Consider the following 6,000-nt stretch of genomic DNA (forward strand, 5'->3'; position numbering starts at 1 on the left):
AGTGATATTATGAGGAAAGTGCAACTAAACATTAGGAATTGAAATCCATAACTAATCTCTGAATCGTTTACAATGAATGATGGGATAAAGCTTGAAAAGTAAATAAGTGCTTTCGGGTTAATGATCGGAACCAAAAAAGCATAGAATAAGCTTGTTGTTCTTTTATTTGAATAAGTTAACGTACAATTCCTATCCTTTAAGAAGGTACTAAATCCTTTTACACCTAAATAGGTTAGGTATAAACCACCAGTGATTTTCAATACAGTAAATAAAACTACTGAAGAATGAAGTAGAGTGGTTATGAGGAATGCTATTAGTAGAGAAATTGCTTCTCCAACTCGAAAAGCAATACTTAATGGAAGTGTTCTTTTGAACCCTGAATTTAAATAGTTAACTAACAATAAACTTACCGCAGGTCCCACTGATAAAGTCTGCGTTAACGTGACCAAACTAAATGTAAGAAAAGTATGATAATTCATAAATGAACCGGGAGATCGTGGTAAATGAAATAAGCATTAGGTGAGGTACCATTCTCATAGAAAGTTTTCTCGTTTGCCTCTGTGGGACTTGTTGTCAGGGTGTTTATCTTGCCATTCGATAGCTGGGATATCGTCCGTGCCATTGCACCCTCCGCCATACCTAAAAAGTATACATTTAAAGTGGCAAGATATCTCTTGGCGATGTTTAAAACAGTAGTTCCTAATCTACTTTCTTCCTCAAGACTATATGGAATGCTTGCAAAATAATGTTTAACAAATGCGCCACTATTACGCAATAATAGTTTGCTAAATTGAATCTGGGAAGTTTTCGTAAACATCCGAGTATCTGCTGTAATAGCGCGGCAAGGAACATTGTTTTCACCGGCTGCCGTTTGTTTGAAAAATTCAGCCATAGAAGTGATTCTTGGTGCTGAACTACAAATTTTTATGAATTTATCCACTGAAGAATCTCGTCAATAACCATGCGATTAATGCAGTTATAACAAGAAATCTCGATGCTTTGAAACTGAATAATTTTCATGCTGATGATTTTTGGGAGCTAAGAGGTGTTTACGTTTCCTAAAGGCGACATCTTGGCAAAACAGAAGAAAATGATAAATCAAAAAATTCATAACGTAACTGTAAGCCACTTCATACTAATTAATTTTGTAATGATTTCATAAAAACCTAGATTAATTAAATGTTATCTAGAGCCTGTAAATGTATTTACTTTGTGTTCATAATTTGACGTTAACCTTGTTTGGTGATATTTCACTCATTACATATCAAGCTAAGGAGATAAATATGTGTGAACAAATGAACTACGTTTTAAATATTGATACCTACATTTTACAGAACAGCTATGAAAAGATTACTGATATATTTATGACTAAACATAGAGAAGCGGTAATAGAACACTTTGGTTCCGATATGGAACATTTCCAGTTTTACTTCGAAGCTGGGCTGTATACGATTGGTGTATGGCAAATGCAAGTTGATGCGATAACACGATACCATGAGGAAGAAGAGGTGATGGAGTTCTTTAGCTCTATACCATCAGATGAAGCGGGAAATCTGGCGACGTCCATTTTGCTGTTCAGTGATGTTCTCGCCATGAAAGGTGTGGATGAAGTATTTACTTATTTTTTATGTAAGGATGATAATGTATGAGTGATGAAAGTAAAAGACCAAGAACTGAAAAAACAATTAAGCAAAAAATAGCATCAGCGCAGATGCGACTGAATCGCCTTAAGACAAAAGAGAAATTTTTATCAAAGAGTGCTGAGACGCGGCTGAAGATCATTCTTGGTGCTGAAGTAGCTAAAGCTGTGGGCTGTAAAGTAGAAGAGGTGGATAAAGAGTTAATATTAGGACTGATATTACAATCATCGAATATTAATGCGGAGGCTAAAGCAAGAATTAAATTACGAGGGAAGAGATTTCTTGAGGATATGGTGGGTAGGCAAGAATGATATATTCATAAAAGCGAAGTGAGATTAATTTTTGTTCTGGCGATTAAAATGAGTTAGTGACCCCATCATAATAATAAAAAGCCGTCATATACTTTGTCCTGATATTCAGAAATATAACATGAGATATAAGATAGATAAGGTGTCAGGAACTCGGTTTAATACTCCAGACTTTTCATAGCGGATTAAAGTCATTCGTAATTAGCTGTTATGATAATATTTTTTCAAAAATAGTTAAATATATTTGACAATCAGTATTCAATGTCGTATTTAATAAGAGTTCCTTGAGAATATTCACTTCATGAAGTGTCTGATTTCCCCATATATGGGGAGTGGTTTACAGCCCAATGGGCTGATTGCGTTGCCCCAAGTATGGGGATATATATTCTCTCCAATGGAGAGTTCCCTTAAGGGAAAAAGAAAGGGCCGGAAGGCCCTTTTCTAATATTCTAAATAATAAATATTTCTTACATAATTATTTGTATATTTTTTGTGGGTTACTATTCTGAATAGTTAACCCTAAACTTCAAGTTCGTTAATTTCAGTTGGAATGAACTTGGCGTAAGTTTCTTTTAAGTAATTTGTGGCTGAATCGCGATTAATATCAATATCTAATAAGTTACTAAAAAACATCAGTCTGGAACGTGCTTGCCCTATCAACTCACCCCAAGTATATATCCATATTGATACGTTCCCTTTGGAATACAGTAGTCCATAAGGACGATCATCTTGAGATATTTCATCCTGAACCAAAGGATCTATCTCATTAGATACGGCTACAAAAGCCCATTTTGTGTTCTGTTTATCAAATCTGCCATCATTACTAACAGCATAAGCATAACTTTTCACTTGGTTTATAACGGATAAATCTATTTTTTTTGTTGGTCTTTTTAATTCAACAACTAAGTGTTCAAGTTCGCCTTCTCTTGGCTGACGTGCTTTACTAAGTAGTAAATCAACCCTACCTGTCGTACCATCTTCTCTTACAACAGGTAGCTCTGGATCATAAATGATACCCATTTTATCAGCATGATATTGTAGCACTTGATTAAGGGTATTTTCGCTACGAGATAAGTTGAAATCCTCTCTAAATAGCCATGCTTCGTTTTCTAGAAGTTTATGAAGTTGATCTCTTTCTAACAGCTTCTTTTTTGTTTTATCATCAAATAAAAGTTGTTCCAGTCCAGTTAAGAAATTTAATCTATCTGATACAACTTGTGATGCTTTAATAATATTAGGGAGAGTTGTTTTTTCTAATAACTTAGCCATTGAGTCCTGATCGTCTGAACTCATGACTAATACTTCAGATAGAATTTTTCTAACGGAATTTGGATTATCTTTTAAAGCCTGAGATAGTAATTTAAATGTAAATTTTTTAACGTTATTATTAGATTTGCTAAAAGACGTTAAATAGCTTTCAACATTCACAGCTAAAATATTAAATACTTTTTGTTCTGCTTCCTCTATACTTCCGGGTTGCGGTGTGCGTTCATATGGATAAATATTTTGCTCTTTCCACTCATCCACTATTTTTGTTTTTTGTAAGAACTCCTTGTTGACGAAATGTTTTTTACAAAGATCAATGACTTTATCTTTTAACTCTTTAATACCAGATTCTAAGCTACCAAGCGAAAGAACATTTTCTTCAAACTTTCGCTTGATGAACGGGGACTTTATATATACTGTGAAATCAACACCATATGATCTAACAAGTTTCCCAGCGCTTTCGTTGAAAAGTGAAAACCCATTTTCATCACAGTAATGAATTTCTCGTGGCGTTTTAAATTTCCACTCTATTATTGAAACAGATACATTTTCTTGCGCTGATTCTATCTCAATATCTCCGAGATTGTATTCTTTTTTATCAAGCCATACATCAGAAGGTGTAATATATGCGTTATCATAAAATAACTTTTTATGAGGATATTCTGTTAAATATAACGCATACTCTTTTGTAATTGATTCTTTTGATGAATCTGTCGCCAGTGATGATGCTTGTTTTGCTAAATTAAATATCTCAACCTGAGTGCCTTTTATGTTATCACTTGATTCTGAAGGTTCACTGATTTCAAATCGTTTGATATTATTGGCATTTCCTTTTATTGAATATCTAAAATATTTCCCTTTATCCTCTACACAGGTTGACCAAACGACTATTTCTCCCAGAGAAAATGCCTTGAAACGACCTTTTCCATATTGACCGTGTAAAGAACGATCTCCATTTTTTTTTGCATCTTTCTTCCAAGATTCACCAAGGCTACCGAACAATGATGATACATTATGATGGGGTATTCCCTCCCCTTGATCTTGAATAGTAACTTTCTCGATGGTATTTGTATTCGAGTATTTATGAAATAGGACTTTAACTATTAATGAATTAGAATCAAAAGCATTCCATATGATTTCTTTTATTGCTGGAATTGGTTTCGCAGAAGAAATATCTTCTAAATGATCTTTCCCAAGGATGACATCAATGTTCTTCATTTTATTATCCCGTATATATTTTGTTGGAAATAGTATACGGGATGATCTGGCGCTTCTACCAGCCTTGGTGAAAAGATAAATTATGTAGCATGCGCAAACTCAAACGGCCTGACCATACCGTTGCTGTTCGCATCCAGATAATCAGCCCACCATTGGAGCATCAGGCGGCGCTGGTCAAGGTGTTTGGCTTTGTGGGTATAAGCGGCGCGGACACTATTGCTTTCCTTGTGACTCATTTGAAGCTCTACAGCGTCTTCTGACCACAAACCGGACTCAATTAAGGCACTACAGGCAAGTGTCCGGAAGCCATGACCACAAATGTCCTGTCGGGTATCGTAGTCCATCTTACGTAGCGCCTTGTTGATGGTGTTTTCACTCATCGGTTTAAAGCTGTCATAGCTACCCGTGAAGATAAAACCATCATCATTGCCATCTTCATAGGTGAGCTGTTTAATTTCTTCCAGCAACATGATTGCCTGACGGCAGAGAGGGATGAAATGTTTACGCTTCATCTTGGCGCCACGGCCTGAATATTTCACCCCTTCGATGACTTCCCGCTGTTCGGGGATAACCCACAGCTTGCTCTTGAAATCGATCTCTGACCATCTGGCGAAGCGTAGCTCACTGGAACGAACAAATACCAGCAGGTTAAGTTGAATCGCCAGTGTGGTGAGTCTGCGGCCTTTATAGGCACCAATACGTTCAAGCAGTAACGGAATCTCTTCAAGCTCCAGAGCAGGACGGTGTTCAGTTTCTGATTTCTGAATGGAGCCTTCCAGATCGTAAGCCGGGTTATAGCGGATAAGCTGCTGCTGGACGGCATAACGCAAAATAGAGGTCACGTATTGTTTAACCCGTGTGGCAACTTCCAGATAACCAAGGGCTTCAACTTTTTTGATGGGAACCAGCAAATCGCCGGTATCTAACTCCGTAACGTCTTTATTGCCAATATCCGGGAAGATATAGATTTCAAGTCGGGTCAATACGGTATGATGATACTCTTCTGACCATTTTTTCTTGGTAGCAAACCACGCCTTGGCAACAGCCCTGAAAGAACGTGTGTTGTCGCGTTTGGCTTTCAGCTCTTTAACTTCGGCTTGCTTCTTGGCGTTAGGATCAGTGCCTTGAGCAAGAAGTCTTTTAGCTTCATCACGGCGTTGTCTTGCATCAGCAAGTGAAACAGCAGGATAGACACCGATGGAGAAGATTTTTTGCTTCCCTTCGAAACGGTAGGCCATCTGCCAGTATTTGGAACCCTTGGGGGTAATGCGAAGGAACATACCAAAGCCATCGGTCAGCTTGTATTCCTTATCGAGGGGCTTGGCGTTTTTTACTTTAGTATCAGTAAGTGGCATAACGGCATCCCCCGTTTGTTGGTAAAAGCGCAATCGAACTACCATTACCAACATTTTTACCAGCAAATGGGTATGGCTGCGAGTGGTTTTTAGTGAACGAGGGTGAACCTGAAGAAGGGGGTAACCAATTGATAGAAATGCATAAAGCAGACGTCAGTGAACGTCTGCTTCCCTTAAATTGGCTCCTCTGACTGGACTCGAACCAGTGACATA

The 6,000-nt window shown here is 37.3% G+C and carries 5 protein-coding genes; 2 read left to right on the forward strand and 3 right to left on the reverse strand.

Translation table 11 applies throughout. The annotated features are described in order from the left end of the window. Positions 1–475: 475 nt before the first annotated feature. Complete coding sequence (locus FDW94_RS21000) at positions 476–892, reverse strand: hypothetical protein (protein WP_137378201.1); 417 nt, start codon at positions 890–892, stop codon at positions 476–478. A gap of 391 nt (positions 893–1,283) precedes the next feature. Between FDW94_RS21000 and FDW94_RS21005 the strand changes: the two genes are divergently transcribed. Together FDW94_RS21005 and FDW94_RS21010 are read left to right on the forward strand one after the other, a co-directional pair. Beyond that, the gene (locus FDW94_RS21005) at positions 1,284–1,649 is read left to right on the forward strand and encodes a hypothetical protein (RefSeq protein ID WP_137378202.1); all 366 of its coding nucleotides are present in this window, start codon (positions 1,284–1,286) and stop codon (positions 1,647–1,649) included. Further along, positions 1,646–1,951 (forward strand): conjugal transfer protein TraD, encoded by a 306-nt coding sequence (locus FDW94_RS21010; RefSeq protein WP_137378203.1) that lies wholly within the window; start codon positions 1,646–1,648, stop codon positions 1,949–1,951. Before FDW94_RS21005 ends, FDW94_RS21010 begins: the two co-directional genes overlap by 4 nt. 516 nt (positions 1,952–2,467) lie before the next feature. Here FDW94_RS21010 and FDW94_RS21015 read toward each other — a convergent pair. Both FDW94_RS21015 and FDW94_RS21020 read right to left on the reverse strand, forming a co-directional pair. After that, positions 2,468–4,432, reverse strand: coding sequence for an ATP-binding protein (locus FDW94_RS21015; RefSeq protein ID WP_137378204.1), 1,965 nt, complete (start codon positions 4,430–4,432; stop codon positions 2,468–2,470). A gap of 80 nt (positions 4,433–4,512) precedes the next feature. Next, positions 4,513–5,787 (reverse strand): integrase arm-type DNA-binding domain-containing protein, encoded by a 1,275-nt coding sequence (locus FDW94_RS21020; protein WP_137378205.1) that lies wholly within the window; start codon positions 5,785–5,787, stop codon positions 4,513–4,515. Positions 5,788–6,000 lie beyond the last annotated feature (213 nt).

It is taken from the genome of Citrobacter sp. wls757 (assembly GCF_005280935.1).
GTDB lineage: Bacteria > Pseudomonadota > Gammaproteobacteria > Enterobacterales > Enterobacteriaceae > Citrobacter > Citrobacter portucalensis.